General features: G+C 47.0%; 34 protein-coding genes. 30 read left to right on the top strand and 4 right to left on the bottom strand.

The window, feature by feature from the left end:
• Nucleotides 1-2 precede the first annotated feature (2 nt).
• Together racA and gloA2 are read right to left on the bottom strand one after the other, a co-directional pair.
• A complete protein-coding gene (racA, locus tag BXO87_RS08895; RefSeq protein WP_038460183.1) occupies nucleotides 3-566 on the bottom strand; it encodes a chromosome-anchoring protein RacA in 564 nt (187 codons plus the stop codon).
• Between the two features lie 110 nt (nucleotides 567-676).
• Nucleotides 677-1,060, bottom strand: a complete 384-nt coding sequence (gene gloA2 / locus BXO87_RS08890) for an SMU1112c/YaeR family gloxylase I-like metalloprotein (RefSeq protein WP_007614387.1) — start codon at nucleotides 1,058-1,060, stop codon at nucleotides 677-679.
• A 111-nt stretch (nucleotides 1,061-1,171) separates the two neighbouring features.
• On the opposite strand from gloA2, the gene prfA reads away from it, so the two are divergent.
• From prfA to BXO87_RS08875, 3 genes are all read left to right on the top strand, one after another.
• Nucleotides 1,172-2,242, top strand: coding sequence for a peptide chain release factor 1 (gene prfA / locus BXO87_RS08885; RefSeq protein ID WP_003151139.1), 1,071 nt, complete (start codon nucleotides 1,172-1,174; stop codon nucleotides 2,240-2,242).
• A gap of 1 nt (nucleotide 2,243) precedes the next feature.
• Nucleotides 2,244-3,104: a peptide chain release factor N(5)-glutamine methyltransferase gene (gene prmC / locus BXO87_RS08880; RefSeq protein ID WP_038460181.1), complete on the top strand. Its 861-nt coding sequence runs from the start codon at nucleotides 2,244-2,246 to the stop codon at nucleotides 3,102-3,104.
• Nucleotides 3,105-3,201: 97 nt separating this feature from the next.
• Nucleotides 3,202-3,453, top strand: coding sequence for a DUF5316 family protein (locus tag BXO87_RS08875; protein ID WP_076851312.1), 252 nt, complete (start codon nucleotides 3,202-3,204; stop codon nucleotides 3,451-3,453).
• Here BXO87_RS08875 and BXO87_RS08870 read toward each other — a convergent pair.
• On the bottom strand, nucleotides 3,440-3,814 hold the full coding sequence (locus BXO87_RS08870) for a UPF0715 family protein (RefSeq protein ID WP_032869468.1): 375 nt from the start codon (nucleotides 3,812-3,814) through the stop codon (nucleotides 3,440-3,442). The two genes, BXO87_RS08875 and BXO87_RS08870, sit on opposite strands and share 14 nt — an antisense overlap.
• A 160-nt stretch (nucleotides 3,815-3,974) precedes the next feature.
• Between BXO87_RS08870 and spoIIR the strand changes: the two genes are divergently transcribed.
• From spoIIR to BXO87_RS08780, 18 genes are all read left to right on the top strand, one after another.
• Nucleotides 3,975-4,655 (top strand): stage II sporulation protein R, encoded by a 681-nt coding sequence (gene spoIIR / locus BXO87_RS08865; RefSeq protein WP_038460177.1) that lies wholly within the window; start codon nucleotides 3,975-3,977, stop codon nucleotides 4,653-4,655.
• Between the two features lie 70 nt (nucleotides 4,656-4,725).
• The gene (locus BXO87_RS08860; RefSeq protein ID WP_007614382.1) at nucleotides 4,726-5,169 is read left to right on the top strand and encodes a GNAT family N-acetyltransferase; all 444 of its coding nucleotides are present in this window, start codon (nucleotides 4,726-4,728) and stop codon (nucleotides 5,167-5,169) included.
• Nucleotides 5,170-5,325: 156 nt separating this feature from the next.
• The gene (locus BXO87_RS08855) at nucleotides 5,326-6,366 is read left to right on the top strand and encodes an L-threonylcarbamoyladenylate synthase (protein ID WP_038460175.1); all 1,041 of its coding nucleotides are present in this window, start codon (nucleotides 5,326-5,328) and stop codon (nucleotides 6,364-6,366) included.
• Nucleotides 6,367-6,434: 68 nt separating this feature from the next.
• Complete coding sequence (locus tag BXO87_RS08850; protein ID WP_038460173.1) at nucleotides 6,435-6,992, top strand: manganese efflux pump MntP; 558 nt, start codon at nucleotides 6,435-6,437, stop codon at nucleotides 6,990-6,992.
• Between the two features lie 73 nt (nucleotides 6,993-7,065).
• Nucleotides 7,066-7,521, top strand: coding sequence for a low molecular weight protein arginine phosphatase (locus tag BXO87_RS08845; protein WP_038460171.1), 456 nt, complete (start codon nucleotides 7,066-7,068; stop codon nucleotides 7,519-7,521).
• Between the two features lie 133 nt (nucleotides 7,522-7,654).
• Nucleotides 7,655-8,104, top strand: coding sequence for a ribose 5-phosphate isomerase B (rpiB, locus tag BXO87_RS08840; RefSeq protein WP_038460169.1), 450 nt, complete (start codon nucleotides 7,655-7,657; stop codon nucleotides 8,102-8,104).
• A gap of 13 nt (nucleotides 8,105-8,117) precedes the next feature.
• The gene (locus BXO87_RS08835) at nucleotides 8,118-8,660 is read left to right on the top strand and encodes a TIGR01440 family protein (RefSeq protein ID WP_007407598.1); all 543 of its coding nucleotides are present in this window, start codon (nucleotides 8,118-8,120) and stop codon (nucleotides 8,658-8,660) included.
• Nucleotides 8,661-8,806: 146 nt separating this feature from the next.
• Nucleotides 8,807-10,054, top strand: a complete 1,248-nt coding sequence (gene glyA, locus BXO87_RS08830) for a serine hydroxymethyltransferase (protein WP_007614376.1) — start codon at nucleotides 8,807-8,809, stop codon at nucleotides 10,052-10,054.
• A 133-nt stretch (nucleotides 10,055-10,187) separates the two neighbouring features.
• Nucleotides 10,188-10,817 (top strand): uracil phosphoribosyltransferase, encoded by a 630-nt coding sequence (gene upp / locus BXO87_RS08825; protein ID WP_003151154.1) that lies wholly within the window; start codon nucleotides 10,188-10,190, stop codon nucleotides 10,815-10,817.
• A 421-nt stretch (nucleotides 10,818-11,238) separates the two neighbouring features.
• Complete coding sequence (gene atpI / locus BXO87_RS08820) at nucleotides 11,239-11,622, top strand: ATP synthase subunit I (RefSeq protein WP_003151155.1); 384 nt, start codon at nucleotides 11,239-11,241, stop codon at nucleotides 11,620-11,622.
• Between the two features lie 7 nt (nucleotides 11,623-11,629).
• Complete coding sequence (gene atpB, locus BXO87_RS08815; RefSeq protein WP_029325729.1) at nucleotides 11,630-12,364, top strand: F0F1 ATP synthase subunit A; 735 nt, start codon at nucleotides 11,630-11,632, stop codon at nucleotides 12,362-12,364.
• 45 nt (nucleotides 12,365-12,409) lie between these two features.
• Nucleotides 12,410-12,622, top strand: coding sequence for a F0F1 ATP synthase subunit C (gene atpE, locus BXO87_RS08810; RefSeq protein WP_003151167.1), 213 nt, complete (start codon nucleotides 12,410-12,412; stop codon nucleotides 12,620-12,622).
• Between the two features lie 142 nt (nucleotides 12,623-12,764).
• Nucleotides 12,765-13,277: a F0F1 ATP synthase subunit B gene (gene atpF / locus BXO87_RS08805; RefSeq protein WP_003151168.1), complete on the top strand. Its 513-nt coding sequence runs from the start codon at nucleotides 12,765-12,767 to the stop codon at nucleotides 13,275-13,277.
• Complete coding sequence (locus tag BXO87_RS08800) at nucleotides 13,274-13,819, top strand: F0F1 ATP synthase subunit delta (RefSeq protein WP_003151169.1); 546 nt, start codon at nucleotides 13,274-13,276, stop codon at nucleotides 13,817-13,819. The genes atpF and BXO87_RS08800 overlap by 4 nt, the downstream gene beginning before the upstream one ends.
• Nucleotides 13,820-13,835: 16 nt before the next feature.
• Nucleotides 13,836-15,344: a F0F1 ATP synthase subunit alpha gene (atpA, locus tag BXO87_RS08795; protein ID WP_003151170.1), complete on the top strand. Its 1,509-nt coding sequence runs from the start codon at nucleotides 13,836-13,838 to the stop codon at nucleotides 15,342-15,344.
• 75 nt (nucleotides 15,345-15,419) lie between these two features.
• Nucleotides 15,420-16,283, top strand: coding sequence for an ATP synthase F1 subunit gamma (gene atpG, locus BXO87_RS08790; RefSeq protein ID WP_003151172.1), 864 nt, complete (start codon nucleotides 15,420-15,422; stop codon nucleotides 16,281-16,283).
• 25 nt (nucleotides 16,284-16,308) lie between these two features.
• Nucleotides 16,309-17,730 carry a F0F1 ATP synthase subunit beta gene (gene atpD, locus BXO87_RS08785; RefSeq protein ID WP_003151173.1) on the top strand — a complete coding sequence of 474 codons (1,422 nt, stop codon included), beginning with the start codon at nucleotides 16,309-16,311 and terminating at the stop codon, nucleotides 17,728-17,730.
• 23 nt (nucleotides 17,731-17,753) lie between these two features.
• Complete coding sequence (locus tag BXO87_RS08780) at nucleotides 17,754-18,152, top strand: F0F1 ATP synthase subunit epsilon (RefSeq protein ID WP_038460167.1); 399 nt, start codon at nucleotides 17,754-17,756, stop codon at nucleotides 18,150-18,152.
• Between the two features lie 44 nt (nucleotides 18,153-18,196).
• Here the strand turns inward: BXO87_RS08780 and BXO87_RS08775 are convergent, their stop codons facing one another.
• Complete coding sequence (locus BXO87_RS08775; protein ID WP_032875950.1) at nucleotides 18,197-18,667, bottom strand: hypothetical protein; 471 nt, start codon at nucleotides 18,665-18,667, stop codon at nucleotides 18,197-18,199.
• A gap of 172 nt (nucleotides 18,668-18,839) precedes the next feature.
• Between BXO87_RS08775 and BXO87_RS08770 the strand changes: the two genes are divergently transcribed.
• The 9 genes from BXO87_RS08770 to moaA all read left to right on the top strand — a co-directional run bounded on the left by BXO87_RS08770 (nucleotide 18,840) and on the right by moaA (nucleotide 26,644).
• Nucleotides 18,840-19,070 carry a DUF1146 family protein gene (locus tag BXO87_RS08770; protein ID WP_007614366.1) on the top strand — a complete coding sequence of 77 codons (231 nt, stop codon included), beginning with the start codon at nucleotides 18,840-18,842 and terminating at the stop codon, nucleotides 19,068-19,070.
• Nucleotides 19,071-19,211: 141 nt separating this feature from the next.
• Nucleotides 19,212-19,952, top strand: a complete 741-nt coding sequence (locus BXO87_RS08765; RefSeq protein WP_007614364.1) for a YwmB family TATA-box binding protein — start codon at nucleotides 19,212-19,214, stop codon at nucleotides 19,950-19,952.
• 33 nt (nucleotides 19,953-19,985) lie between these two features.
• Nucleotides 19,986-21,296, top strand: coding sequence for a UDP-N-acetylglucosamine 1-carboxyvinyltransferase (murA, locus tag BXO87_RS08760; RefSeq protein ID WP_007614362.1), 1,311 nt, complete (start codon nucleotides 19,986-19,988; stop codon nucleotides 21,294-21,296).
• A gap of 199 nt (nucleotides 21,297-21,495) precedes the next feature.
• Complete coding sequence (gene spoIID, locus BXO87_RS08755; protein ID WP_012118658.1) at nucleotides 21,496-22,527, top strand: stage II sporulation protein D; 1,032 nt, start codon at nucleotides 21,496-21,498, stop codon at nucleotides 22,525-22,527.
• Nucleotides 22,528-22,791: 264 nt separating this feature from the next.
• Nucleotides 22,792-23,478, top strand: coding sequence for a VWA domain-containing protein (locus BXO87_RS08750; protein WP_038460165.1), 687 nt, complete (start codon nucleotides 22,792-22,794; stop codon nucleotides 23,476-23,478).
• 309 nt (nucleotides 23,479-23,787) lie between these two features.
• Complete coding sequence (locus tag BXO87_RS08745; RefSeq protein WP_012118657.1) at nucleotides 23,788-24,468, top strand: VWA domain-containing protein; 681 nt, start codon at nucleotides 23,788-23,790, stop codon at nucleotides 24,466-24,468.
• Between the two features lie 85 nt (nucleotides 24,469-24,553).
• Nucleotides 24,554-24,718, top strand: a complete 165-nt coding sequence (locus BXO87_RS20820; RefSeq protein WP_003151191.1) for a hypothetical protein — start codon at nucleotides 24,554-24,556, stop codon at nucleotides 24,716-24,718.
• A gap of 94 nt (nucleotides 24,719-24,812) precedes the next feature.
• Nucleotides 24,813-25,601 (top strand): formate dehydrogenase accessory sulfurtransferase FdhD, encoded by a 789-nt coding sequence (gene fdhD, locus BXO87_RS08740; protein ID WP_017418742.1) that lies wholly within the window; start codon nucleotides 24,813-24,815, stop codon nucleotides 25,599-25,601.
• A 17-nt stretch (nucleotides 25,602-25,618) separates the two neighbouring features.
• Entirely contained in the window at nucleotides 25,619-26,644 is a 1,026-nt protein-coding gene (moaA, locus tag BXO87_RS08735) for a GTP 3',8-cyclase MoaA (protein WP_012118655.1), read from the top strand.
• Nucleotides 26,645-26,694 lie beyond the last annotated feature (50 nt).

Genomic DNA, 26,694 nt, shown 5'->3' with positions numbered 1-26,694 from the left:
GATTAGAATTGAAATTTAAAAGGCGAAAATCTCGTTTTTTTTCTGGGTTTCTTATGTTCTGAAGAAGCGGCTGTTTCTGAGAGGGGAGCTGTCTGGGAAAGTTCCTGGATGCGGGAGGCCAATGTCTGCAATTCGGTATTGAGGTCGTCAATTTCCCGCCTGTGCTGAAGAAGCTGATAAGACACCCCTTCATCCGCCTTTTGTTTCAGCTGGCGTTCAAGCTCCTCTATCCTTGAAAGCAGATGGTTCTCACCTTGTTTCTCTTTCGTGAGAATGTCCAGTTTGCGCTCCAGCTCTGCCAATCTTTGTTCAGCGCCGCCATTGATTTTCGGACGCTGCAAAATGAAGCCCGTCCGTTTTTTCGGCTGCCGGGGCACTTGAACATCCAGAAGGGCAGTGCCTTCAGAAATTTGCCGTTTGACCGATTTCAGCACATCAAGATCCTCAGGTGTAAAGGCATAATGTCCGAGCTCATTCCTTTCAGCCGGAAGATTCAGCTGCTTGACCCACCTTTGCACCGTTTTTGCGGAGACGCCGAGCTCTTTTGCGGCCATGTTTGTATTCATGATCACATACCTCCTTTTTGCTAGGTATTCGACCATGAGGCGGCGTTCCCTTCATGTTAGACAAAACAAGAAGGAATTCGCCAAAGAAAACGGCATTTCTTCAAAAAACGTTACGCTTCATACAATTCAAGCGGAAGCTTGTCGGGATCGAAGAAAAAGGTAAACCGTTTCCCCGTCAGCGGATCGGTTCTGATCGGTTCTGTGCCGACGCCCTTTTCCTTTAACTCCCTGACGGCTGCTTCAAGATCGTTTACGGTGAAAGCGAGATGCCGGAGACCCGCGGCTTCCGGTCTGGTCGGCCGTTCGGGCGGATCGGGAAAGGAAAACAATTCAATCGCATACGCGCCGTCCAGCGCCAGATCAAGTTTATAAGATCCGCGATCCTTTCGGTATGTTTCTTTTATAATGCCGAAACCGAGAATCTCGGTGTAAAAAGCTTTCGACTTTTCATAATCAGAGCATATGATTGCTATATGGTGGATGGATTTCAGCATATCCGCCTCTCCTTTTTTGCTTCAGTATAACAGAGGCGAATTGCTTTTGACTGGCGATAAGCCCTATACTATAATGAGAATGTTACGCACAGGAAAACAGAGGTGAAGACCGTGTTAGACCGTTTACAGTCAATTGAACAACGATACGAAAAATTAAATGAGCTTTTAAGTGATCCGGAAGTGGTCAACGATCCGAAAAAGCTTAGAGAATATTCGAAAGAGCAATCTGATATACAAGAAACCGTTGAAGTCTATAGACAATACAGAGACGCATCAGAACAGCTTGCCGATGCGAAAGCGATGCTTGAGGAAAAGCTTGATGCCGATATGAGAGAAATGGTGAAGGAAGAAATCTCCGAACTGCAGGGAGAGACGGAAACCTTATCAGAGCGTTTGAAAGTGCTCCTCATCCCGAAAGACCCGAACGATGACAAAAACGTAATCATGGAGATCCGCGGAGCAGCGGGAGGAGAAGAAGCCGCGCTGTTTGCGGGAAATCTCTACAGAATGTACTCCCGTTACGCCGAAATCCAAGGCTGGAAGACCGAAGTCATGGAAGCAAACGTGACCGGAACGGGCGGTTATAAAGAAATCATCTTTATGATTACGGGAAAAGGCGCATACTCCAAGCTGAAGTATGAAAATGGCGCGCACCGCGTACAGCGTGTTCCGGAAACGGAATCAGGCGGCCGTATTCATACATCCACGGCGACGGTGGCGTGTCTTCCTGAAGCGGAAGAAGTAGAAGTGGACATCCACGAAAAAGACATCCGCGTCGATACATTCGCATCAAGCGGACCGGGCGGACAAAGCGTAAACACGACGATGTCGGCCGTACGCCTGACGCATTTACCGACCGGTGTCGTCGTATCCTGTCAGGATGAAAAATCCCAGATTAAAAACAAAGAAAAAGCGATGAAGGTGCTCCGCGCCAGAATCTATGACAAATTCCAGCAGGAAGCTCAGGCTGAATATGATCAGACTCGTAAATCAGCCGTCGGTTCAGGCGACCGTTCCGAGCGTATCCGCACATACAATTTCCCGCAAAACCGTGTGACGGATCACCGCATCGGCCTGACGATTCAAAAGCTGGATCAAATCCTGGAAGGCAAGCTTGATGAAGTGGTTGAAGCGTTAATCGTAGAAGACCAGTCAAGCAAGCTCCAGCAGGCGGAAAATTAAGATGAAGACCGTTTTTGAAGCCCTAAGCTGGGCTTCTTCTTATTTAACCGAAGCGGGAAGAGAAAAAAACGCGGCCGAGCTGCTGCTGTTAAATGATACCGGAATGGATCGGAGCAAACTTCTCGCAAGTCTGCAGGAGCCCGTCGGCGAGGACGAGCTTTATCGATTCAGACGGCACGTGGAGATGCATAAAGAAGGTATTCCGATTCAATATATTATCGGGAAAGAACAGTTTTACGGCAGAGAATTTTTTGTGAATGACGATGTTCTCATTCCGCGTCCGGAAACGGAAGAAGTCGTCTTTCATCTGCTGGACAGACAGAAGCGGGTATTTTCCGAGGTAGAACGCCTGAACGTCATTGATATCGGTACGGGGAGCGGAGCCATTGCGGTGACGCTCGCGCTTGAATGCGGACATTTTTCAGTATCGGCTTCGGATATTTCAAAAGAAGCGCTGCAGGTGGCGGAAAGAAATGCGCAGAACCTCGGAGCGGACGTCTGTTTTTTGCAGGGAGATCTGTTAACTCCTTTTATTTCATCAGGGAAAAAAGCGGATATTATTGTTTCCAATCCGCCGTATATTTCTGAAGAAGAAATGGCGGATTTGTCGGATATCGTCCGTTTCCATGAGCCGCTTCATGCACTTACGGACGGCGGTGACGGTTTGAAGTTCTACAAGCGGTTTATGGAGGAGCTGCCTCTTGTCATGAAAGATAAAGCGCTTGTCGTCTTTGAAATCGGATATAATCAGGGAAAAGCCGTGAAAGACCTGTTCCGTCATTCCTTTCCGAATGCGGAAGTGGAAGTCGTACAGGACATCAACGGAAAAGACAGAACCGTATCCGCGATCATCACATCATGAAAAAAGCCCGCCGGTGACGCACACGGCGGGCTTTTGTTACAATGGAAAGAAAATGAAAGGGGCATCCGCCTAGAAAAAAGCGTTCGCCTTCGGATGTATACTCGCCGCCGCAGCTTATGCGGCGGGGTTTGTTCTGCCGTTTGGCTTTGCCATCATTTTCGGCGCCGTTACGGCTGTTCTTATCGTCACAGCGATCATCGTTTCCGGGTTGGCCGTAAGCGGAGCGGAGCAGCGGGCCAATTATCATTCTGAAACAGAAGAAGGACGGCACGCCCGTTTAAAGATGGCCGCCGTTTTCTTTTGCGCCGCTCTCCCTTCAGCCGGCTGTCTGCTGATTACGCTTCTGTAGCCGGATTTTGTCTTTGCAGCAATACGGAATCCCATACCCAATAGACGACGGCTGTTAAAACCGCAAAGATATAAAAGGCTGAATTAGAAAACAGAGATTGGCCTGACGGCTGCAAAAGACCGAAGATGATCCCGTTTGCAATGAATGACACCCCTAAATAATAAAGAAGATACAGCGGATGAAATCTCTTCGGCTTTTTATTCAGAAAGTATTGAAGCGGCAGCGCAAAAATCAAATAAGGAAACAAAAAATAAAACGCCATCGAAATGAAAGCCGCGATAATGAATTGATGAACATACAAAATAGAATAAATGACAGACATACATGCCGCCGACAGCAGCACGGTGTAATTATATTTCATCTGAAAACCTCCTATCAAAATAATATCGTACCATATTTTGAATCTGTCAATGCAGATTATCAGCTTGCTAGATTTTTTTCTTCCCGCCGGTTTAAACCTTTTCCGTCATGTCCATAATGGGACTAGATAAAAAAAGCACGGAGAGGAACGGTGGGGACCGATGAAACAGACCATGATGATCTGCATATATATTTTTCTTTTATTATCAGGAGCGCTTGCGGGTTTGACAAAAGAAGAAACGGCGCGGGCATCAGCCAATGAGCCCGTCGTCATACCGGATGAAGCGATCCGGCTCAGAATTTTGGCCAACAGTGATAACGATGAGGATCAAAAGCTCAAGCGCCAGATCAGAGATGCTGTAAACAAGCAAATCACGGACTGGGTGAAAGATATCACTTCCATTGAAGAAGCGCGGCGGCTCATTCGTTCGAAGCTTCCTGAAATTAAAGAAATCGCCAAACAAACGATGAGAGAAAAGGGTGCGCATCAATCTGTTTCAGTTCAATTCAATAAAATCTCATTTCCGACAAAGCTGTACGGCAATATGGTCTATCCGGCCGGAAAATATGAAGCGATTTTAATTACACTCGGCAATGGCGAGGGCGCCAACTGGTGGTGCGTCTTGTTTCCGCCGCTGTGCTTCCTTGATTTCTCAAACGGCGAAGCGGTGAAAGATCAGGAAGACGGCGGACAGAAGCAGGAAGAAACGCAGAAACAGACTAAAAAAGTGCTGGATGACGTAAAAGCAAAGGCAGATAAAGCGAAGAAAGAAAATAAAGATGATGATGATACAGAAGTGAAGTTTTTCCTCGTCGATTGGATTTCAGATCTATTTTCCTGAAGCAAAAGGCATAAATCCGGATTCGATTCATAGATTGGAAGAAAGAGTTGATCGAAACGGAGGGAAATATATGTTTTATCAGCTGAGAGTGGCAAGAGATCAAGATACGGAGGCGCTGGAGGCCTTTTTGAAAAAGGCTGATACGGCACATGCGGAAATCGATCAGCAGATCAGCCGGTTTATCGTGCTGGAAGACAGCGAAAAAAAGATTGCCGCCTGTCTCGGGATCGAAAAATTCAGCGGCGGAAAAGGGCTTCTCCGTTCACTCGTCATGTCGGACAGGCTGAATCAAAGCCATATCGTTACACTGTTTCAAAGTATGGATGTGCTGTGCAAAAAACATGAGATTCAAGATGTCTACTTAGTCGCCAATCAGCCCTCATCTGCTGAGTTTCTGAATGTGATGGGATTTGAAGCGTGCGCCGATGCGCCTGATGAACTGTATACGTCCGAACATTTCCGCAACTCGTTATGCACAGAAGGTTCGTTTTTAATGGTGAAAACCTCTGCCTGATCTAACTTATACACAAGGTTATCCACTTATTAAAAAGTGTTGTCCACAGTTTGTGGATAACACTTGTTTTATTAAAGGACATCTTTTATACTTTCAAAAGGAATACACGAGAGAAAATAAAGTTTTACCGCTTTAAAATAAGGAGTTTGGTTATACATGAAAACAAAAAGATGGTTTGTGGATTGTTCGCGCGAATTATCCACAACCGATCCCCAGATTACACAAGCCGCGGAATTGCTCCGGCAGAATGAGGTTGTGGCTTTTCCGACAGAAACCGTTTACGGACTGGGCGCTAACGCTGAAAATACGGAAGCCGTAACCAAAATATATGAGGCGAAAGGAAGGCCGAGCGATAACCCGCTGATTGTGCATATATCCCATATCAGCCAGCTTGATCGTTTTATCAGCCATATTCCTGATACGGCGAAAAAGCTTATGAAGCTATTCTGGCCGGGGGCGCTGACCCTTGTCCTGCCGTGTAAGCCCGGTGTGCTGTCACCCCGTGTCACCGCGGGACTTGAGACGGTAGCGGTCAGAATGCCTGATCATCCGGCAGCATTAGCCCTCATCAGCTCTGCCGGACTGCCGATCGCCGCGCCGAGCGCCAATTTATCAGGAAAACCGAGCCCGACGAAGGCCGAGCATGTAGCTCATGATTTAAACGGCCGCATTGCCGGTATTGTGGACGGCGGCGCGACGGGAATCGGAGTGGAATCAACTGTTCTGTCCTGTACGGGGAAACAGCCCGTGCTGCTTCGTCCGGGCGGCGTGACAAAAGAGCAGATTGAATCCGCCGCCGGCCCGGTTCTTGTGGATAAAGGGCTGACCGAAGAAGATGAGGTTCCTATTTCTCCGGGTATGAAATATACACATTACGCGCCTTCTGCGCCGATGGCTATTGCCGACGGCGGCGCCCGGAGAATTCAAGAACTGGCAGACGTATATAAAAGCCGGGGAAAACGAATCGGCATTTTGACAACAGAAGAGAACGCCGATAGTTACCAGGCTGATTATATCAAGGTCTGCGGCAGACGCGCCGACCTTGAAACAGTGGCATCCGCCTTATACGATGCGCTCCGCAGCTTTGATGAAGCGGAAGTGGACATGATTATTTCTGAGTCCTTTCCGGATACCGGAGTGGGGCTCGCCGTGATGAACAGGCTGATGAAAGCCGCAGGCGGCACCGTTATCCATTAACTTGTTCTACCCCTTATCGGACATGCATAAGCTAAACAAGCGGGCACGTCCAAGGGGGTTTTTATTTCATGTCGAATCTATTCATCGGGGAACTTGTCTCCTTAAGCATCATGGCATTTGCTTTGGGGACGGATGCCTTTTCCGTCGGGCTCGGAATGGGAATGATTCAGCTGAAGAAAAAACAGATTTTTCATATAGGGGTTGTCATCGGGCTGTTTCATGTCATGATGCCGCTTGTGGGAATGGCGGCCGGGCATCTGCTGTCCGGTTTTTTGGGGATGCTCGCCGTTTACATCGGCGGATCTCTTCTTTTCATTTTAGGAGTGCAGATGATCATCGCCGCGTTTAAACAATCAGACGGGCCGCTCATATCTCCGGCAGGCTCGGGACTGTTGCTGTTTGCGGTCGGTGTCAGTCTGGACAGCTTTTCTGTCGGGCTCAGTCTCGGGATGAACGGCTCCAATCCGTTTCTGGCCGTTACACTGTTCGGGGTCTTCAGCACCGTTTTAACATGGGCGGGCCTTTTGGCGGGAAAAAAGGTGCAGTCGTGGCTCGGCTCCTACAGCGAAGCGCTTGGCGGAGCCATTTTGATCGGATTCGGGCTGAAACTGCTTTTACCGATATAAGATACGTAAAAAAAGAAACGAAGATGCCGTTTCTTTTTTCTTCATTTATAATAGGCAGTAAGAGGTGACGGACATGAAAATAATCTTTGTATGTACAGGCAATACGTGCCGCAGTCCCATGGCTGAGGCTCTTTTTAAATCCATTGCAGAAACGAAAGGGCTGGATGTCAGCGTAAGCTCGGCCGGCGTATTCGCGACTCCGTACGGAAAAGCGTCGGTCCATGCCGTAGAAGCGCTGTTTGAAAAACGGATCGCTCTCAATCACAGTTCATCTCCCTTATCGGAAGAACATATCGAGACGGCTGATCTGGTGCTGGCGATGACGGAACAGCATAAACAGCTGATTGAAGGCCGATATCAAAACAGTCAGGGCAAAGTCTTTACCATTAAAGAATACGTAACGGGGGAAAACGGCGATATCTCTGACCCGTTCGGCGGTCCGCTTGATGTTTATAAACAGACGCGGGACGAACTGGAGGAGCTGCTGACCCTTTTGGCTGATCAATTGCTTGACGGAAAAAGCAAGTAATCTGTCAGAAAATCTGCAAACAGGTCATTTGCAAAACGAATGTGAAAGAGTAGAATGAAATCAACGGATTTCGTAATAAAAAGGACAAGCACACTGGGCTGTCTTCGCCCAGCCACACCTAGGAGGTAAATGAATGAAAGTAGCTATTGCGTCAGATCACGGCGGCGTCCATATCCGCAAAGAAATAAAAAGTCTTTTGGATGAATTGCAGATTGAATACATTGATATGGGCTGTGAATGCGGCGCCGGCTCTGTCGATTATTCAGACTACGCTTTTCCGGTAGCGGAAAAAGTGGTGAACGGCGAAGCTGACAGGGGAATTTTAATTTGCGGCACAGGCATCGGCATGAGCATCTCCGCAAATAAGGTAAAGGGCATACGCTGTGCGCTTGCCCATGACACCTTCAGCGCAAAAGCGACGCGTGAACACAATGACACGAATGTTCTTGCGATGGGCGAACGCGTCATCGGCCCGGGGCTGGCGCGCGAAATCGCAAAAGTCTGGCTGACGACTGAATTTACGGGCGGCCGCCACGAACGGCGGATCGGCAAAATCGCAGATTACGAAGAAAAAAATCTGTAAGAGGTGCTGGACAATGGAAGAGATGAAGCAAAAATGGACGGACATGCTGACTGAGTTTCAAGAGCAGGCAGGACTGACGGACGGCAGTCTGCTGGTGATCGGGTGCAGTACAAGTGAAGCCGCCGGAAGCCGGATCGGCACCGCCGGAAGCGGGGATTGGGCTGAATTGATATACGGCGGACTTAACCGGTTTAAGGAAAAAACGGGTGTGCATCTTGCTTTTCAATGCTGCGAGCATTTAAACAGGGCGCTTGTCATTGAAGCGGAAACGGCCGAGCGGTTCAGGCTCCCCATTGTTTCAGCCGTCCCCGTCCCGAAAGCGGGCGGAGCGATGGCCTCTTATGCATACCGGCAGATGCGTTCTCCCGTGCTCGCCGAATCGATTCAGGCTGACGCCGGGATTGACATCGGTGATACGTTCATCGGCATGCATCTGAAACCCGTTGCCGTCCCTGTCCGGATATCAAGCCGTGAGCTTGGAGAAGCACATGTGACGATGGCCCGGACAAGACCAAAGCTGATAGGCGGAATTCGTGCTGTTTATGAATGCGAATGATGAAAATACTTTTCCTGTATAATGTTCGTGTTTTCTAATTAAATTTTGTGTTTTTTTTAAATAAGCTGTTACATTCACCTGAAAAACCATGTACAATAAGGGTGGTAAAAATAAAGAACAGGAACGGATAGGAGAGGATCTCGCTGATGAAACATTTACCTGTACAAGACAAACAAGTGTTTAACGCCATCAAAGATGAGCGTAAGCGTCAACAGACTAAGATCGAATTAATTGCTTCTGAAAACTTCGTGACGGAAGCGGTAATGGAAGCACAAGGCTCTGTTTTAACAAACAAATATGCTGAAGGCTACCCCGGCAAACGCTACTACGGCGGCTGTGAGCATGTTGATGTCGTCGAGGACATCGCCCGCGACCGCGCGAAAGAGATTTTCGGAGCTGAGCATGTAAACGTTCAGCCGCACTCAGGCGCTCAAGCGAACATGGCTGTTTACTTCACGATTTTAGAGCACGGCGACACGGTGCTCGGGATGAACCTCTCCCACGGCGGCCACTTAACACACGGAAGCCCGGTTAATTTCAGCGGCGTTCAATACAACTTTGTAGAATACGGTGTCGATAAAGACACGCAATATATAGATTATGAAGATGTGCGTGAAAAAGCGCTGGCGCATAAGCCGAAACTCATCGTTGCCGGAGCGAGCGCGTACCCCCGCACGATCGACTTTAAAAAATTCCGCGAAATCGCTGATGAAGTCGGCGCTTACTTCATGGTAGACATGGCGCATATCGCGGGTCTTGTCGCAGCCGGTCTTCATCCGAATCCGGTTCCTTACGCTGACTTTGTAACGACAACGACTCACAAAACACTTCGCGGCCCCCGCGGAGGAATGATCCTTTGCCGTGAAGAGTTCGGCAAAAAGATTGATAAATCCATTTTCCCGGGAATCCAAGGCGGACCGCTTATGCATGTCATCGCGGCCAAAGCCGTTTCTTTCGGAGAAGTGCTTGAAGATGATTTCAAAACATATGCGCAAAACGTCATCTCGAACGCGAAGCGCCTGGCTGAGTCCCTGAACAAAGAGGGCATTCAGCTCGTATCAGGCGGAACGGATAACCACCTTGTGCTTGTTGACCTCCGTTCTCTCGGTCTGACCGGAAAAGTCGCTGAACACGTTCTTGATGAAATCGGCATTACATCTAATAAAAACGCGATCCCTTACGATCCGGAAAAACCGTTCGTCACAAGCGGAATCCGTCTTGGTACGGCAGCTGTGACAAGCCGCGGCTTTGACGGTGACGCGCTTGAAGAAGTCGGCGCCATCATCGGCCTCGCGCTGAAAAATCATGAAGATGAAGCAAAACTTGAAGAAGCGAGACAGCGCGTATCTGCCTTGACTGAAAAGTTTCCTTTATATAAAGAACTGGACTATTAATAAGGAAGAAACCCGCCGGAACCTAATCCGGCGGGTTTTTTTATGATTTTCTTGAAACTGTTTGTCTTTTTCTGTAGAATCAATAGAAGTGTGAAAAAGTCACTCGGACAACAAAAAAGGAGCTGAACACAGTATGGGAAAGGTTTACGTATTTGATCATCCTTTAATCCAGCATAAACTGACATATATTCGGAATGAAAATACAGGCACAAAGGATTTCAGAGACCTTGTGGACGAAGTCGCGTCACTGATGGCGTTTGAAATTACACGTGATCTTCCTCTTAAAGAAGTGGAAGTGAAAACACCTGTTCAAACAGCGACATCCAAAGTGATTTCAGGGAAGAAACTCGGTATCGTGCCGATCCTGAGAGCGGGTCTCGGAATGGTTGACGGCATGCTGAAATTAATCCCGGCCGCTAAAGTGGGACATGTCGGATTATACCGTGATCCGGAAACCTTAAAACCGGTGGAATACTATGTCAAGCTTCCTTCTGATGTAGAAGAACGCGAATTTATTGTCGTGGATCCGATGCTTGCTACGGGAGGTTCTGCGGTGGAAGCGATAAACAGCCTGAAAAAGCGCGGCGCGAGAAACATTCGTTTTATGTGTCTTGTAGCGGCTCCGGAAGGCGTGGAAGAGCTGCAGAAACATCACTCTGACGTTGATATTTATATCGCCGCCCTTGATGAAAAACTGAATGAAAAAGGCTATATCGTTCCGGGCCTCGGTGATGCGGGTGACAGACTGTACGGAACCAAATAAATCGGAAAACCTCATTCAGGGGGTTTTCTTTTTTTATCCAGATATTTGCTGAATGGGCAGACTTCATACATTTATAGGTGAATTTGTGAACATTCTGTGTATGCTTTCGGTATAAAAAGTTTTTTAACTTTAAACAGATTGACACATGTTAGGGGCTATTGTATGCTAAACGAGGGTATTATGAGAAGGTTTTCATTCCTTTCATTTCTAGTATCCATCCTCATTTTAAATCCTCCAAAAAACCCGTTATATGAGGATTTATCTAAGCGAATGAAACAGCATCCCGTGGCATCAGGAGGATGAGTGGTTTTTTCGAACAGGCCGTTTTGCGGGACAAAAAAAGGCCTTCTGCAAAGGGTTAACCGCATGTTTTGCCGTATCCAGGAATTATATTACATTTTCATCAGGAGACAGATAGTTGATGGACGATCCCAATCTTACATTCAGCAGACAACGGAGATATGTATTTGTGATCTTAGCAATCTATTTGCTGGGATATGGTCTTACGGCGTATAAAACTGTTTTTCTAGGCCTCTTTTTGGGAACTGTTTTCAGTTTGTTTAATTTGTGGCTCTTGACCAGAAGAATGAATGCTTTTGACAAGGCCGTGGCGAAAGGAAAGTCCATACGATCACTCGGGAGCGCAGCGCGTTGGTGCAATGCGATACTTGCGATGGCTGTCGCCTTTAAATATCCCGATAAAGTCAGTGTGGCAAGTGTGATTATTGGATTAATGACAATTTATCCCGTCATTATGATAGATTCCATTATTCAGCTCAAACGTTCATCAATGGAAGAGAGGTGAAAACCCATTGAATCACGATTACAGAACTATGGATTTGTTTGGTCTTACTTTTAATCTGACAAACATTCTGATGATTACTGTGGCAAGTGTGATTGTGCTGCTGATTGCGATTCTCACTACGAGAACGCTGTCCATCCGTCCAGGAAAAGCCCAGAACTTCATGGAATGGATTGTTGATTTTGTCCGCAATATTATAGGCAGTACAATGGATTTAAAAACAGGGGCTAACTTCTTGGCGCTTGGTGTAACCTTGCTGATGTACATATTTGTATCAAATATGCTGGGGCTGCCGTTTTCTGTAACGGTCGGACACGAGCTTTGGTGGAAATCACCGACGGCCGATCCGGCTATTACTCTGACTCTAGCCGTTATGGTTGTGTCGTTAACGCACTATTACGGCGTGAAGATGAAAGGTTTGAAGGAATACTCTAAGGATTACCTCAGACCGGTTCCGCTTATGTTCCCGATGAAGATCATTGAGGAGTTTGCGAATACGCTGACACTCGGACTTCGTCTTTACGGTAACATTTTCGCCGGGGAAATTCTTCTTGGCCTGCTTGCGAATCTGGCGACGAATTTCTACTCAAACAGCTTCTTTCTCGGTTTGGTCGGCACAGTCGGAGCCATTCTTCCGATGCTTGCATGGCAGGCGTTCAGCTTGTTCATCGGTACCATCCAGGCATTTATCTTTACGATGCTGACGATGGTGTACATGTCACACAAAATCAGTCATGATCATTAAAATCATATATCCATTCGGATAACATTTTAAAGGAGGAACTTTTTCATGAATTTAATAGCAGCTGCAATTGCAATCGGTTTAGGTGCACTTGGTGCAGGTATTGGTAACGGTCTGATCGTTTCACGTACGGTAGAGGGAATCGCCCGTCAGCCGGAAGCAGGAAAAGAACTTAGAACTCTTATGTTCATGGGTATCGCATTGGTTGAGGCCCTTCCGATTATCGCTGTCGTTATCGCGTTCTTAGCGTTCTTTGGCTAAGCAAAAAAGCCTTATATGAACTAAAAATGGCGAAGATCACTCTAAGAGAACCTTCGCCATTGCTTTATGTCTGATAAGCACGCCGTCCCGAAACGGCTTTTTATCAGCAGAGAAAACCTGCAGAAGGGAGTTGCCGTAGTAGATGTCTCAATTACCTCTTGAATTAGGACTGTCGTTTAACGGCGGAGATATCCTATTCCAATTGTTAGCTATGTTAGTTTTATTAGCGCTTCTCAAGAAATTCGCTCTTGGACCGCTATTAAATATAATGAAACAGCGTGAAGATCATATCGCCGGCGAAATTACGTCCGCTGAAGAAAGAAATAAAGAAGCGCAGAAGCTGATTGAAGAGCAGCGCGTTCTTTTAAAAGAAGCGAAACAGGAATCACAATCACTCATTGAAAATGCGAAAAAACTGGGTGAAAAGCAGAAGGAAGACATTATCCAGGCTGCACGCGCCGAGTCTGAAAGATTGAAAGAAGCGGCGAGAACCGAAATTGTCAAAGAAAAAGAACAAGCGGTTTCCGCACTTCGCGAGCAAGTCGCATCACTTTCTGTCTTAATCGCATCGAAAGTGATTGAAAAAGAGCTTGATGAACAAGCCCAGGAACAACTGATTCAGGACTATCTTAAAGAGGTAGGAGAAAGCCGATGAGTGGATCTGCTGTCTCTAAACGATACGCGTCAGCGCTTTTCGACATTGCCGTTGAGACTTCTCAAATCAATGAAATCGAAGAAGAGCTTACCGTACTAAAAGAAGTGTTCCGGAACGAAGCCGGATTACAGGAAGTGTTAAGCCATCCGAAGGTATCGGCCGCTAAGAAAAAAGAGCTGATTCAGCAATCGTTCGGCGCACTGTCTGAGTCTGTGCTGCATACGATTTTTCTTCTGATTGACCGCCGCCGGTCTTCGATTGTGCCTGATCTCACAGACGAGTTTATCAAACTTGCCAATCAGGCCCGTCAGACAGAGGACGCGGTTGTTTATTCAGTAAAACCGCTGTCAGAAGCGGAAATGTTATCATTGTCTCAAGTGTTTGCAAAAAAAGCCGGAATCGCTTCGCTCAGAATCAGAAATGAAGTGCAGACGGATTTAATAGGCGGCATTAAAGTCCGCATTGGAAACCGGATATATGACGGAAGCGTGAGCGGAAAGCTTGAGCGCATGGAACGTCAACTTGCCGGAGGAAATCGATAGAAGGGGTGAAACCTAAGTGAGCATCAAAGCTGAAGAGATTAGCACGCTGATAAAGCAGCAAATTCAAAATTACCAATCTGAAATTGAAGTTCATGACGTAGGTACAGTCATCCAAGTCGGAGACGGTATTGCGCGTGTGCACGGCCTTGACAATTGTATGGCCGGTGAACTTGTTGAGTTTTCAAACGGCGTTTTGGGTATGGCTCAAAACCTTGAAGAATCCAACGTAGGTATCGTTATCTTAGGACCTTACAGAGATATCCGTGAAGGTGATGAGGTCAAAAGAACGGGCCGCATCATGGAAGTTCCTGTAGGTGAAGAATTAATCGGACGTATCGTCAACCCGCTCGGACAGCCGGTAGACGGACTGGGTCCGATTCTGACAAGCAAAACACGTCCGATCGAAAGCCAGGCTCCAGGCGTAATGGACCGTAAATCGGTACATGAGCCGCTGCAAACGGGTATCAAAGCGATTGACGCGTTAATTCCGATCGGCCGCGGACAGCGTGAGCTGATTATCGGTGACCGTCAGACAGGTAAAACATCTGTTGCGATTGATACAATCTTAAACCAAAAAGATCAAGACATGATCTGTGTGTACGTAGCGATCGGTCAAAAAGAATCTACAGTACGCGGCGTGGTGGAAACACTTCGTAAGCACGGCGCGCTTGATTACACGATTGTTGTGACGGCGTCCGCTTCACAGCCGGCTCCGCTTCTTTACCTTGCACCGTATGCAGGGGTGACAATGGGTGAAGAATTCATGTACAACGGCAAACACGTTCTCGTCGTATATGATGATTTATCCAAACAAGCGGCCGCTTACCGTGAGCTGTCATTGCTTCTTCGCCGTCCGCCGGGCCGTGAAGCATTCCCTGGGGATGTATTCTATCTTCACTCCCGTCTGCTTGAGCGCGCAGCCAAGCTGAGTGACGCAAAAGGCGCAGGATCAATTACGGCGCTGCCGTTCGTCGAAACACAAGCAGGAGATATCTCCGCTTATATCCCGACAAACGTCATTTCCATTACTGACGGACAGATTTTCCTTCAATCCGACCTATTCTTCTCAGGCGTGCGTCCTGCGATCAATGCCGGATTATCCGTATCCCGTGTCGGCGGATCAGCCCAAATCAAAGCGATGAAAAAGGTAGCGGGAACATTGCGTCTTGACCTGGCTTCATACCGTGAACTTGAAGCGTTCGCCCAATTCGGATCTGATCTTGACCAGGCGACTCAGGCGAAACTGAACCGCGGTGCGCGTACAGTTGAAGTGCTGAAGCAAGACTTGAATAAACCGCTTCCGGTTGAAAAACAGGTAGCCATTCTTTATGCGCTGACAAAAGGATATCTTGATGATATTCCGGTTGCGGATATCAGACGTTTTGAAGAAGAGTACTACATGTACCTTGATCAAAACCATAAAGATCTGCTTGACGGCATTGCGAAAACAGGAAACCTTCCTGCTGATGAAGACTTCAAAGCTGCAATCGAAGGCTTCAAACGCACATTTGCACCAAGCAACTAACCCTTAGAAGATGAGAGAAAAAGGTTCTCTTTTTCTCTCTTTTTACGCAAATGAAGAATAAAGGTGGTGAAATCTTTGGCCTCATTACGCGATATTAAGTCAAGGATCACGTCAACGAAAAAAACAAGCCAGATTACAAAAGCCATGCAGATGGTATCCGCTGCGAAGCTGAACCGTGCGGAAACCAACGCGAAGTCATTTGCTCCGTATATGGATAAGATCCAGGAGGTTGTGTTTAACGTCGGAAAAGGCGCGAAAAACGCGAAACACCCGATGCTTGTCTCAAGAGAAGTGAAAAAGACGGCGTATCTCGTCATTACGTCTGACCGCGGGCTTGCGGGTGCGTTTAACAGTTCGGTTTTGCGAAACGCTTACCGCACCATTCAAGAACGCCATCAGTCTAAAGATGAATACACGGTGATTGCAATCGGCAGAGTCGGCCGCGATTTCTTCAAAAAACGGGAGATGCCGATTTTGTCTGAGTTAGTGGGGCTTGGCGACGAGGTCACTTTTGCTCAGATTAAAGATTTGACCCGTCAGACGGTTCAAATGTTTATCGACGGCGCTTTTGATGAACTGCATTTGGTGTATAACCATTTCGTCAGTGCGATTTCACAGGAAGTGACGGAGAAAAAAGTGCTGCCTTTAACGGATTTCGGAACGAGCGGCGGGAAGCGCACGGCTTCTTACGAGTTCGAACCGGATGAAGAAGAGGTGCTCGAAGTGCTGCTTCCTCAATATGCGGAAAGCTTAATTTACGGCGCGCTTCTTGACAGTAAAGCAAGTGAACACGCTGCGAGAATGACAGCAATGAAAAATGCGACGGATAATGCGAAAGAACTCATTGATTCACTTTCGCTTTCATATAACCGCGCGCGTCAAGCGGCGATTACACAAGAAATTACCGAAATTGTCGGCGGTGCAGCCGCTTTAGAATAGAAAGATTTTGTCAGGAGGGATAGCGATGAAGAAAGGACGCGTAAGTCAGGTGCTTGGACCGGTTGTCGACGTACGTTTCGAGGACGGCCACTTGCCTGCGATTTATAATGCGATTAAAGTTTCACAGCCAGCTACAGGCGAAAATGAAGTAGGCATCGACCTAACGCTAGAGGTTGCTCTTCATTTAGGCGATGATACAGTCCGTACAATTGCCATGGCATCTACGGACGGAATTCAGCGCGGAATGGAAGCTGTTGATACAGGTGCGCCGATTTCCGTTCCTGTCGGTGATGTGACTCTCGGACGCGTATTTAACGTACTGGGAGATAAAATTGATTTAAATGAACCGCTGCCTGCGGATGCTCAAAAGGACCCGATCCACAGATCAGCTCCTTCATTCGATGAGCTTTCAACTGAGGTTGAAATTCTTGAAACGGGAATTAAGGTTGTTGACCTGCTCGCTCCTTACATCAAGGGCGGTAAAATCGGATTGTTCGGCGGCGCCGGCGTAGGTAAAACCGTATTAATCCAGGAATTAATCAACAACATCGCGCAAGAGCACGGCGGTATTTCCGTATTCGCCGGTGTAGGAGAGCGTACTCGTGAAGGGAACGACCTTTTCTACGAAATGAGCGATTCAGGCGTTATCAAGAAAACAGCCATGGTCTTCGGACAAATGAACGAGCCGCCGGGCGCACGTATGCGTGTAGCACTGACGGGTCTTACAATGGCTGAGCATTTCCGTGATAAACAAGGACAGGACGTACTGTTCTTTATCGATAACATTTTCCGTTTCACACAAGCGGGTTCAGAGGTTTCCGCGCTTCTCGGCCGTATGCCTTCTGCGGTTGGTTATCAGCCGACGCTTGCGACAGAAATGGGTCAGCTTCAAGAGCGTATTACGTCTACAAACGTTGGTTCAGTTACATCTATCCAGGCGATCTACGTGCCTGCCGATGACTACACTGACCCGGCTCCGGCGACAACGTTCGCTCACTTGGATGCAACGACTAACCTTGAGCGTAAATTAACTGAAATGGGTATCTACCCTGCGGTTGATCCGCTGGCTTCCACTTCCCGCGCGCTTGCTCCGGAAATTGTCGGAGAAGAGCATTATGCGGTGGCGCGTGAAGTCCAGTCAACGCTTCAGCGTTACAAAGAACTTCAGGATATTATCGCGATTCTCGGTATGGACGAATTAGGTGAAGAAGACAAGCTTGTCGTTCACCGCGCACGCCGTATCCAGTTCTTCCTTTCTCAAAACTTCCACGTAGCTGAGCAGTTTACGGGACAAAAGGGTTCTTACGTGCCTGTTAAAGAAACGGTACGAGGCTTTAAAGAAATCCTTTCCGGTAAATATGACCATCTTCCGGAAGATGCATTCCGTCTTGTGGGACGCATTGAAGAAGTCATTGAGAATGCAAAAGAGATGGGTGTAGAAGTTTAATCTGGTCCTAGGAGGGTAAAAGCATGAAGACCGTTAAAGTCAATATCGTTACTCCCGACGGCCCAGTATATGATGCTGATATTGAAATGGTAAGTGTAAGAGCCGAGAGCGGTGATCTCGGTATCTTGCCTGGCCATATTCCGACCGTGGCTCCGCTTAAAATCGGCGCTGTCCGCCTTAAAAAAGACGGGCAGACCGAATTGGCGGCTGTCAGCGGCGGATTTTTAGAAGTCCGTCCTGATCAGGTCACTATCCTTGCACAAGCCGCTGAAACAGCGGAAAGCATTGATAAAGAGCGCGCCCTTGCTGCGAAAAAGCGGGCGGAAGACCGTTTGAACAAACGATCAGATGATACTGACATTCGTCGGGCTGAGCTTGCGCTACAGCGGGCTGTAAACAGATTGGATGTTGTAGGAAACTAAAAAAGAATCCTTCTCGGCTGTCTGAGAAGGATTCTTTTTCTATATTAACGCATAAGAGATTCATAGACGCAGATAAGCGGATGATCCTCTTCTTTTTGCAGATATAAATGTTCGCAGCAGTTGTCGGTGTGCCACGTTTTGTTTCCTCTCCGCACACCCGTCGTATAAGCGCCGTCCGTATACGGATAAGGTTTGACGACCCATTCGGCATCGTCATGGTGTCTGATGGCGCAATCGATGACATACACACTGAGCATTTTCTCAAATTCGTCAATCGGCAGGTTCCAATCCGCCAAAAGCAGCTCTTGTATGCTGCGGAAGTAAAGAGCTTCCACTTCCAGCAGGCTGCCGCGTGAATAATCAAGAGAAATGTTGAAAAACTGACATAATTCTTTCAGTTCCTCTGTTTGAGACTGTCTATAATCATAGTAGAATGCTATCGCTTCCCACTCGTGGTCAAATACGGGAAGAGTTTCTCCATACTGCTTTTCCGGATGAAAAAAGGAATGATTCATATTCCCATCTCCTTTCCAAAAAAGTATATCATGCCGGAGAACGGACATTTAAGCGGGGATTGCCCCTAATTTTGGATAAAAATTCTGATGTAAAAATGATCATCTTTCTCTCTTCTTCTTATATAATAAGAGAGGATATGAGGGGCGGAAAAAATGAAAGGAGATGGGATTTGTGAATGTATTGGGGCAGCAGGCCGCAATCAGCATCCTGGTTCACCTGGTATGCATTGCGGTGACATGGTGGGCGCTTCAGGCCGTCAACTTTGATCCGCTGATCCGAAAAGGAAAAATAGTGCAGGCGAGGCTGCTGATCATTCTTCTTACCATTGCGATCGGTACGGCAGTCGCTGACTTCTTTTTAGATTATCTTACCTATTCGAAACAGCTTCCATACTTATTTTAAGATGTTTCGTCTGTTGAAATGAAGGGAATCGCTGGGTGAGAAACCAATTTTTCTTCACCCGCTTGGCGAGTTTTGACGAAGTTTTCCATGTATTGCTTTCCCCGGCTCCGGTAAAAATGGGAGTAAGGGGGAGAGATCGATATGAAGAAAAAAAGAGCAGGCCGCATCATCTTGTTTTTTGTTTTTTTAAGCGCCTTAATAGCGGTATTTCATTCCATTCATGCAAGTGAGCTGTCTCCGCTTGCCCAGATTGCCGAAGGAATGGAGCGGCAGCAGGTCACTGTAGATGAATGGACGCTTCATGCGAAAAAAAATCTGAACCTGTCACTGAGTGAATTTGATGACAAGGTAAAAGAACTGAAGACGCAGTATCCGCAATATCATTGGGAATCCGCGCGGGAAGATAAAATCGTAAAGGCCGTCGGCACGTATTCTGACAAAAAAAATCACACAACTTTTAAACTGCAGCTCGTCACTACCCTCAAAAACCAGAACCCAACTTCGTATTTATTATATGAGCAAATGAGCCCGGAGCAACCGGAAAACTGGAATGATACATATGAACAGTTTGAACGGCAGGCACATGACATATTCCAAAATAAAGTATTTATTTTTACTTGTCTAAAGGGTCATTTAAATGATAATATGAGTATTGTTTTGCAAAAAAAAGCAGAACAGCTCATGAAAGAATTTGAAGCAAGTCCAGTTGAACATGTAGTTGAGCCTCATTTCGTTTCTGTTTCTGCATTTACATATAAGTGGACAGATTACATCATGACATCGAAACATAAGATGAATGTGCAAGTTGCGCTTAGAAGTGCGGGAATGGGCGAAAAACATACCGTTACGGTTGGCACACCAATCGTGACGACTGAATATTAATATAGAGAATATAGGGACGCGGAGGGGAATACCTTGGAAAAAATCATCGTCCGCGGCGGTCAGAAGTTAAACGGCACAGTGAAAGTTGAAGGAGCAAAAAATGCCGTTTTACCAGTTATCGCTGCATCTTTATTAGCAAGTGAAGAAAAAAGCGTAATATGTGATGTACCTACGCTCTCCGATGTATATACAATTAATGAAGTGTTGCGTCATTTAGGAGCAGATGTGCATTTTGAGAATAATGAAGTTACCGTAAACGCTTCTTACGCTTTAGAAACAGAAGCACCTTTTGAATATGTGCGCAAAATGCGCGCGTCAGTGCTTGTTATGGGCCCTCTGTTAGCCCGTACGGGTCATTCAAGAGTAGCGCTTCCGGGCGGCTGCGCAATCGGCTCAAGACCGATTGATCAGCATTTAAAAGGCTTTGAAGCAATGGGTGCAAAAATCAAAGTAGGCAACGGCTTTATTGAAGCAGAAGTGGAAGGCCGTCTGCAGGGCGCAAAAATCTATTTAGATTTCCCAAGTGTGGGTGCGACAGAAAACTTGATTATGGCAGCTGCTTTAGCTGAAGGAACAACAACGCTTGAAAACGTGGCAAAAGAGCCTGAAATCGTTGACTTAGCGAACTATATCAATGCGATGGGCGGAAAAATCCGCGGAGCCGGCACAGGCACCATTAAAATTGAAGGTGTCGAGAAGCTTCACGGCGTAAGACACAACATCATTCCTGACCGTATTGAAGCGGGTACTTTCATGGTGGCTGCGGCGATCACGGAAGGAAATGTATTAGTCAAAGGTGCGGTTCCAGAGCATCTTACGTCTTTAATTGCGAAGATGGAAGAAATGGGAGTCAAAATTACGGATGAAGGAGAAGGCCTTCGTGTCATCGGTCCTGCCCAGCTGAAGCCGATCGACATTAAAACGATGCCTCACCCAGGATTCCCGACTGATATGCAGTCGCAAATGATGGCGCTGCTTCTCCGTGCGAGCGGAACAAGCATGATTACTGAAACTGTGTTTGAAAACCGTTTTATGCATGCTGAAGAATTCCGCCGGATGAATGGCGACATTAAAATTGAAGGACGTTCTGTGATCATTAACGGTCCTGTACAGCTGCAAGGCGCAGAAGTTGCCGCTACGGACCTGCGTGCGGGCGCGGCGCTGATTCTTGCGGGATTAGTGGCTGAAGGTCATACACGCGTCACGGAACTGAAGCACTTGGATCGCGGTTATGTGAATTTCCATCAAAAACTTGCGGCTCTTGGCGCTGACATCGAGCGTGTCGTTGATGAAACGGCCGCTGAACAAGAAAGCAAAGAAGTCGTAACTGACCTAAACGCATAATGGCTGTAAAAACAGTATGTCAATCTGGCATACTGTTTTTTTATGGTTTATCATCATTATTATGCTCTGATTTCCAAAAAAGAATACGTTTTTCGCGTGAAAAATGGAATAAAGATTCTGTCCAAAAGGAAGTCATATTAGCTTGTCCCTGCCCATAAGATGAAGTAGAGTCGAATCCCAAGCAGGAGGCAGCTGATATATGAAACCGATTGTATTTCTACTATCCGGGCTGTGTATACTTATTCTTCTAGTCCCCACCATTCTCGTCCTTCCGTTTCAGGCAGAAAAAGGAGCAGCCGTAAACAGAGAGCCCGGACACAAAACAGCACACACCACACGAGAAACAAAAGGAGCAGAAACATTGAAAGAATCACCTGTATCCATTCCGGTTTATCGGACATCCAATCATTCTGTAGAAAACATTCCGCTTGAAGAGTACGTGATCGGTGTCGTGGCTTCCGAAATGCCCGCAAACTTTAAACCGGAGGCCTTAAAAGCCCAGGCGCTCGCCGCCCGTACATTCATCGTCAGACTGATGGTCGCTGACTCAGCCGTTCAGGCGCCGAAAGGATCACTGGTGGATGATACGCAAATGTTCCAAGTCTATCAAAGCAAAAGCCAGCTGAAAAAAGAATGGGGTTCTAAGTACGCACACAACCTCAAGAAAATCACAAACGCGGTGGCCGGCACGCAAGGAAAGATTTTAACGTACGATAACAAGCCGATTGAGGCATCTTTCTTCTCTACGAGCAACGGGTATACGGAAAATGCGGAAGCCTATTGGACAAGCGCCATTCCTTATTTAAAAAGCGTGAAAAGTCCGTGGGATAAGCAATCGCCGAAATATCTTGCCACCCAGACCTTCAGTGTGCCGGAGTTTCAGCAAAAGCTCGGCGTACAGCTCTCGGGACAAAACACGGTGGGACAGATTACAGCCAGAACGCCGGGCCATCAAGTGGCAACGGCCGTCATCAACGGCAAAAAGCTGAAAGGAAGAGACATCCGGGAAAAACTCGGACTCCGTTCTGCCGACTTTGAATGGAAACGAAACGGCGGCAGCATCACCATTACGACAAAAGGATTCGGCCACGGCGTCGGCATGAGCCAGTACGGGGCCAATTACATGGCGGAGCAGGGAAAATCAGTGGCGGACATCGTCAAGCATTATTATCAGGGAGTAGACATTTCCGAAGCAGATTCATTTTTAAACAAATATATGGCGAAAAAATAGACGCTTTCTTGAGCGTCTGTTTTTTTGAAAACTATTCCATAAACGGTAAAGCAACCAACAGACTCATATAACGAAAGCCTAAAGGCTGACAAATGTCGATTGAAGGCTGAGCGCCGGGTGTAAATCACTGATAAAAATGCCGCTTCTATGTGAATATACGCAAAAATAATGAGGAACGCCGTCCTATTTATTTCCCTTTTCATCTCATTTACGATAAATATTGTTCGGCGTTGAACGTAAATCTATTGAAAAGGGGAAAAAGCAATGAAAAAAACATTTTCACTCATACTCATGCTCGGATTGATGCTGACTGTTGCATCTCCTGCTTTTGCTGCCGAGAATGCAAACGAGAAGACTCTTTCATTTAAAAACAATACCGCCATTTTACTTGATGCGAGCGGCAGTATGGCAAAACGGATTGACGGTGTTTCTAAATACAACATGGCAAAAGAAGAAATTGTCCGTTTTGCGGATCAAATTAAATCTAAATCACAGGTCAGAATGACAGTTTTCGGTTCGGAAGGCAATAATAAAAACTCCGGAAAGGTTCAATCTTGTGAATCCATTCGCGGTGTGTATGGATTCCAAAGGTTTGACAGACAGAGCTTCCTTAACTCTCTTAACGGAATCGGGCCTACGGGCTGGACACCGATTGCAAAAGCATTAGAGGATGCGAAGGCTTCCTTTACCGGTTTGCACAAACTAGGCAGTAAATCCGTTTTCCTGTTGACGGACGGCGAGGAGACATGCGGAGGAGATCCTGTTAAGACAGCGAAAGAACTTCGTAAACAGCATATTAAAGTCAACGTGATCGGCTTTGACTTTAAGGAAGGCTTCAACGGCCAGCTTCACGAGATTGCCAAAGCGGGCGGAGGAAAATATTACGAAGCTCACAGCCAAAAGGATATGAACCGCATCTTTACAATGGCAGCGAGTTCATTAGCGGAATAAGAAAAGGTGCCGTTTATCGGCCCTTTTTTTTATTTTTATTTAACAAAAATTTCAAGAAAAGATGAAGAGAAAACTGTAAAAAGAATCAGATTCCGGACTTATATTACAAAAAGGGCGAAAAAGGCATTAAATCTGTCATCATTTATCCAATCTTTTTAGGATGATGCGCATAATTCTGTTCATTTTTAACGGCGTACAGCCGCTTATACAAAAGGAATCCCGCCCTATATCTTTTTGCATACTCGTCATCTAGCATAGAGAAGAGCCGGGGGCCCATCGGCCAAAAACAAACGGAGAGGAATGAAGGAAATGAAAAAAATGTTCACTGCGGGGATTGTCGGACTTTTGACGCTTTCACTCGGATCACCTGTTTTTGCAGCTGAGAAAAAGCACGAAGAAACAAACGTTGCCGTGCTGTTTGACGCAAGCGGAAGCATGATACAAAAAACAGGGGGAGAGCGTAAAATAGATGTCGCGAAAGAGTCTGTCACTTCTTTTGCGGAAGTTCTTCCTGAAGACACGAATCTGATGCTTCGGGTATTCGGGCATAAGGGCAATAATAAAAACTCAGGCAAAGCCGTATCATGTAATGCGACAGAAACGTTATACGGCCTTCAGCCGTACGCCGTGACTCCATTTGAGCAATCACTCAGCAAGATTAAACCGACCGGCTGGACACCGATTGCGAAAGCGCTCTCTGATACGCGTGAAGAATTTGAGCGGGCCGGCGCCACGGGGAAAAACGTCGTATATCTGATCACAGACGGTGAAGAAACATGCGGCGGTAATCCTCAGGCCGAAATTCAAAAGCTCCGTAAAGCGAACGTCAACACGATCGTCAATATCATCGGCTTCAACTTCGGCATGAAAGGAAGCGAAAGCCTTGAAAAAGCGGCGGAAGCGGGAGGCGGCACATATGTCTCAGCTGACAGCGCGGACGAGTTCAAACAGGCTTGGGAAGACGCTGCAAAGGATTTAGCAAAAGAATAGGTTAAAAAAAGACGCCCGCGCGGCGTCTTTTTTGTTTAGAAAACGGAACCGCGGGAATGATACGGATAAAAGGAGATGAACGCTGTTGTTAAAAGGAGCAGGCATTATATTAGTGCTGGCGGCAGTCGTTTTTGTTCTGATCGGAATTTTTCTGAAGCTTGCCGCCTTCATATTCGTCAGTATATTGGCCATTATCGCCGCAGTTATCTTATTCACCATTCTGAGCAGACATCATCGCAATGAAACATAGAGTCCTAAGAGGGCTCTTTTTTTAAACCGCAAATTCGACAAAATACAGGGATTGTGGAAGAATAAAAGAGAAGGATACTGCGGAGGGGAAAACAGTGGATGAAAAAACAACAGCGGTAAGAGACATATACCGCTATGAAAAAGGGGTATTAACAAAGACGGCAGATCGGATGGTTTCAGAGTATCCGCTGACCGTCATGGTGAACGGGCAGGAATTTGTTACGCTCGTCTGCACGCCTGACCATTTAGAGGAACTCGTCATCGGATTTCTCGCATCAGAAGGCGTCATTCGTTTTGAAAAAGAAATCAAAAGCTTTACTATAGATGAAAGTCTCGGGTTTGCATATGTTGAACTGACGAATCCCGGAGTGCTTGAGCAAAAAGACTATACGAAGAGGGTCATCGGTTCATGCTGCGGGAAAGGCCGCCATTTTTACTTTCAGCAGGATGTGAAAACGGCCAAAACCGCCGTCAGCCGTATCACTATAACTCCTGAGACGTGCCTTCGCCTGATGAAGGAGATGCAAAGCGGGAGCGGCACCTTCCGGGAAACGGGCGGCGTCCATAATGCGGCGCTGTGCGATACGGAAAAGCTGCTCTTCATGAGGACGGACATCGGGCGCCACAACGCGCTGGATAAGCTGTACGGCTGCTGTTTGAAAAACGGAATGCCGGTCCGTGACAAGCTGATCGTCTTCAGCGGCCGGATTTCCTCGGAGGTTTTATTAAAAGCCGCAAAAATCGGCGTGTCGATTGTCATTTCAAAATCGGCGCCGACGGAGCTCGCGCTGCAAATGGCGGAAGAGCTGAACATAACCGCGATAGGTTTTGTCAGAAACGGATCATTTAACGTATATACACATCCTGAACGGGTTGAACAATAGAAAGGGGTCTTGGGCTTATGAATACAGAAACGCGCCGGGTGACAGACAAAAGGGAAAGGCCGCTCAGGGATCTTCGTATCTCTGTAACCGACCGCTGCAACTTCAGATGCACGTACTGTATGCCAGCCGAATTATTCGGACCGGATTATCCATTTTTACAAAAGACGGAATTGCTCTCCTTCGAGGAGCTTGAGCGGCTTGCGAAGCTGTTTGTCGGCCGCTTCGGCGTTGAAAAAATCAGGCTGACGGGCGGAGAGCCGCTCATGAGAAAAGATATGCCTGAATTGATCAAAAAACTTGCGCGCATCCCCGGACTTAAAGATATCGCGATGACGACAAACGGCTCTCTGCTTCCCGTGTATGCGGAAAAACTGAAGCAGGCGGGGCTGCATCGCGTGACAGTCAGCCTCGATTCTTTAGAGGATGAGCGGTTTAAGGCCATTAACGGCCGCGGGGTTTCGGTGAACAAGGTGCTTGAGGGCATTGAGGCGGCAAAAGCGGCCGGACTCGGTGTGAAAATCAATATGGTTGTTCAAAAGGGCGTCAATGAAAAAGATATCCTGCCGATGGCCCGCTATTTTAAAGAAAAGGGTCATATTCTCCGGTTTATTGAATTTATGGATGTAGGCAATACGAATCAATGGAATAAAAAAGACGTGATCACGAAGGCCGAGATTATTGATCTGATCAACCAGCACATGCCGACGGAGCCGATAGAAGCGAATTATAAAGGAGAGGTCGCTTCCAGGTTCCGCTATCTTGACGGTTCGGGCGAAATCGGCGTGATTTCCTCCGTCTCGGATGCATTCTGCGCCTCCTGCAACAGAGCGCGCCTGTCGGCGAGAGGCGAGCTGTTTACGTGCCTGTTTGCGTCAAGCGGCTATGATGTTCGGAAACTCGTGCGCGGCGGTCTGACCGATGACGAATTGACGGAATCCATCGCCTCTGTCTGGAGAAATCGCACGGATCAGTATTCAATTGACCGCGCGCTTTCTAAAACGGATGGGAAAAAGAAAGTGGAAATGTCTTATATAGGCGGATGAAGAAAAGCTTGCCCGGACAAGGGCAGGCTTTTTTATTCACAATATGAGAG

Origin of the sequence: Bacillus sp. GZB (genome assembly GCF_001975995.1) — a bacterium.
Taxonomy (GTDB): domain Bacteria; phylum Bacillota; class Bacilli; order Bacillales; family Bacillaceae; genus Bacillus; species Bacillus velezensis.
The sequence above is the reverse complement of the archived record's forward strand: the minus strand, read 5'-3'. Positions and strand labels throughout refer to the sequence as shown.